Annotated in this window: 3 protein-coding genes and 1 pseudogene; 2 read left to right on the top strand and 2 right to left on the bottom strand. The window is 68.8% G+C overall.

From position 1 onward, the window contains the following. Positions 1-266 (top strand): annotated as a pseudogene (locus tag ACFWY6_RS44875) (FAD-dependent oxidoreductase); the annotation flags it as partial. Positions 267-296: 30 nt separating this feature from the next. Here the strand turns inward: ACFWY6_RS44875 and ACFWY6_RS44870 are convergent. Together ACFWY6_RS44870 and ACFWY6_RS44865 are read right to left on the bottom strand one after the other, a co-directional pair. Continuing rightward, positions 297-851 (bottom strand): SgcJ/EcaC family oxidoreductase, encoded by a 555-nt coding sequence (locus ACFWY6_RS44870; protein WP_384703547.1) that lies wholly within the window; start codon positions 849-851, stop codon positions 297-299. A 172-nt stretch (positions 852-1,023) separates the two neighbouring features. After that, on the bottom strand, positions 1,024-1,458 hold the full coding sequence (locus ACFWY6_RS44865) for a MarR family winged helix-turn-helix transcriptional regulator (RefSeq protein WP_384703544.1): 435 nt from the start codon (positions 1,456-1,458) through the stop codon (positions 1,024-1,026). A 168-nt stretch (positions 1,459-1,626) separates the two neighbouring features. Here ACFWY6_RS44865 and ACFWY6_RS44860 point away from each other — a divergent pair, with 168 nt between their 5' ends. Next, the gene (locus ACFWY6_RS44860) at positions 1,627-3,117 is read left to right on the top strand and encodes an MFS transporter (protein ID WP_384703541.1); all 1,491 of its coding nucleotides are present in this window, start codon (positions 1,627-1,629) and stop codon (positions 3,115-3,117) included. The last annotated feature ends 24 nt before the right edge of the window (positions 3,118-3,141 follow it).

The raw sequence follows: 3,141 nt of genomic DNA, 5'->3' as shown, positions 1-3,141 counted from the left end.
CCGGTGAACTGGCGCTGGCCAACGGCGACCACCGCGCGGCCTTCGCCCGGTACGAGAACAGGATGCGCGGCTACGCCCAGGGCTGCCAGAAGGGCGGCGACCGCACCGGAAAGTTCCTCGCCCCCGCCACCGCGACCGGCCTCCGCCTCCGCAACGCCCTGCTGAGCAGGCGCTCGCTGCTGAACTGGATGCTCAAGCAGGGCGAGAAGGTCAGCACCCTCGCCCTGCCCGACTACCGGGCCGAACTCAGCAGGACCGGCAGGTGATCAGCCCTTGGCGCGCAGCGGCGCGGGGCATCAGCTCGCAGGCGGCACCACCGAGGAGTGGTGGTTGACGATCAGCCACCGGCCGCCCCGCTTCTCGTATTCGAAGGTGTAGCGGGCCTCGACGGTGCGCTTCTCGCCGGTCTTCGCGTCGGTGAGGTGGAATCTGTACAGGCCCGCGTCGATCGCCGAGTCGGAGTCGAGGATGTTGATGAGGCCGCGGACCTTTTCGCCCTGGGGCTTGTTCAGCTGGAAGTGCTCGAAGTAGTCGACGATCCCGGCATGGTCGGTGCGGATCTGCGGCGAGGCGGTGGGCAGCAGCACGGCGTCCTTCGCGTACCGCGCGGCGACGGTCTCGGCGTCGCCGGACTGTAAGGCCTTGTTCCATCCGTCGAAGAGCGCGGCGATCTGCTTCTCCGTGGGCTTGGCGTACGTGTTCTTGGCGGGCTTGGCGTACGCGGACTTCGGGGCTGGCGCCTGGGCTGCGCCGTTGGAAGCGGCCATGGCGACTCCCACGGTCACTGTGGCAGCCGCGGCGAGTGCGGTGGTGGTGACGACTGTGGCACGTATGCGGCTCTTGCGGTTCATCTCAACTCCAGTGCGGTAGCGGTCACTTCCGCCGTTCGTGTCCTCTGTGGCGGGAGTGACCCCAGACTTGCCGAGCACTGGTCAGGGGGGATTCAAGAGACGTACAGGTTGTGGCCAAAGGTCGCCCATTTTCTGGTTCCCCGGTCCTGGGCGGCGGAGGGCCCTGCGGTGCTCAGACCGCGGGCTGCGCGAGGAAGACTCGCTCCAGCAGGGTGTGCAGGGTGTCGCGCTCCTGGGCGGTGAGGCGGTCCAGGCCTTCCTGGGTGGCCTGCATCTTGGCGCGGATCGCGTCGGTGGCGCGTTCGCCCTCCGTGGTGAGTACGACGTTCTTGACGCGTCGGTCGGAAGGGCTTGGTTCGCGGCGGACCAGGCCGCGCTTCTCCAGGCGGTCGATGATGCCGGTCATGTTCGACGCGTCGCAGGTCAGCGTGTCGGCCAGGGAGCGCATGGCCGCGGGGCCGCGGCGCAGGACGGTCAGGGCCTTGCCCTGGCTGGCCGTGAGGTTCTCGCTGGCCGCCGCGAGCGTGAAGTCGCCGTAGTAGGCGCCGAGCGACAGCGAGAGCAGCTCCATCAGCTGGGCCGTGTCGGTGCGGGGAGAGCCTGTCATGACGGTCACTTTACCTCGTGAAACTTGACGATCTCAAATATCGGCGTCTACGGTCTACCTCGTTGCTTGAGGATATCAAGCATCAAGCTTGTCAAGTAACTCGGCAAGTAACAGCAAGTAGCAGTACGTAACAGCAAGTAACTCAGAGAGAACTGAGAGAGAATCGCCGTGTCCCACGCACATCGCGCCGCGCCCCCACGCGCCTCCGGGCAGACCCTGCTCGTCCTGGCGCTCGGTCTTGCCGCCATGGTCGTCTCGATGATGCAGACCCTGGTCGTCCCGGTCCTGAGCATCATCCAGGCCGACCTCAACGCCACCACGGCGAACGTCAGTTGGGTGACCACCGCCACGCTGCTCTCGGCCGCCGTCTTCACCCCGCTGCTCGGCCGCTTCGGCGACCAGCACGGCAAGAAGCCCACCCTCGTCGGCGTCCTCCTTGTGATGATCGCGGGCTCGGTGCTCGCCGCCACCACCAGCTCCCTGACCTGGCTGATCATCGGCCGCGTCATGCAGGGCGCAGCGACCGCGATCTTCCCGCTCGCCCTGTCCGTCCTGCGCGAGGAGATCAAGCCGGCCAAGCTGCCCGGAGCCATGGCCCTGGTCAGCGGCACCCTCGCCTTCGGCAGCGGGCTCGCCCTTGTCGGTGCCGGACTCCTCACGCAGGGCTCCGACCCCGACTACCACCGGGTCTTCTGGCTCGCGGTGGTGCTCGCCGTCGTGGCGCTCGCCGGAGTGCTGTTCGTGGTGCCGGCCTCGCGCGCGAAGACCGGCGGACGCACCGACTGGCTGGGCGCCCTCACCCTCGCACTGCTGCTCGTGCTGCTGCTTCTGCCCATCTCGCAGGGCCACGAGTGGGGCTGGACCTCCGGCCGGACCCTCGGCGCCTTCGCCGGCGCGATCGTCATGGCGGGGGTGTGGGTCCTGACCGAGCTGCGGGTGAAGGAGCCGATGGTGGACATGAAGATGTTCGTCCACCGGCCCGTCCTCTTCACCAACCTGGCGGGGCTGCTCCTCGGCTTCGCGATGTTCGCCCAGTTCATCGGCGTCTCGTACCTCGTGCAGATGCCCGAACAGCTCACGGGATACGGATTCGGCGCCTCGGTCCTCGACGCGGCCGTCGTCTATCTGCTGCCGACCACCCTCGTCTCGCTGGTGGGCGCCCAGGTCGGCGGGCTGCTCGTGCGCCGGATCGGGGCACGCTTCACGCTGGCCGCAGGCGCCGCCTTCGGCGTGGCCGGCTTCGCCTGGCTGACCGCCGCGCACGGCACCACCGCATCGGTGATCGGCGCGGGCATGGTCATCGGCCTCGCGATCAGCTTCGGCTACGCCTCGATGCCGGCACTCATCGTCGCCAGCGTCCCGGCCCACCAGACCGGCATCGCCAACGGCATCAACTCCATCTCCCGCTCGGTCGGCAGCGCCGTCGCGAGCGCGATGATCACCTCGCTCCTCGCGTCGAAGACCATCGAGCTGCCGAAGGGCATGCCCGCACTGCCGCAGGAGAGCCAGTTCACGCTGAGCTTCGCCATCGCCGGAGCGGCCTTCGCCCTGGTCGTGGCCGTCGCCCTCGTCGGCCTCAGGGCGGCGCACGCGCCGCGAGCCGTCGCGGTGCGCACGGACCGGCCCGCCGCAGCGGAACCCGCCGCCGAACTCGTGTGACGGTCGGACCCCATGCTGTGGCGC

The sequence above is a fragment of the Streptomyces sp. NPDC059037 genome, from assembly GCF_042740015.1.
Classification (GTDB): Bacteria; Actinomycetota; Actinomycetes; order Streptomycetales; family Streptomycetaceae; genus Streptomyces.
The sequence above is the reverse complement of the archived record's forward strand: the minus strand, read 5'-3'. Positions and strand labels throughout refer to the sequence as shown.

Bases quoted from the DNA above. Each gene is read 5' to 3' on its own strand.
- ACFWY6_RS44870 (WP_384703547.1), bottom strand. From the start codon at position 851: ATGAACCGCAAGAGCCGCATACGTGCCACAGTCGTCACCACCACCGCA.
- ACFWY6_RS44865 (WP_384703544.1), bottom strand. From the start codon at position 1,458: ATGACAGGCTCTCCCCGCACCGACACGGCCCAGCTGATGGAGCTGCTC.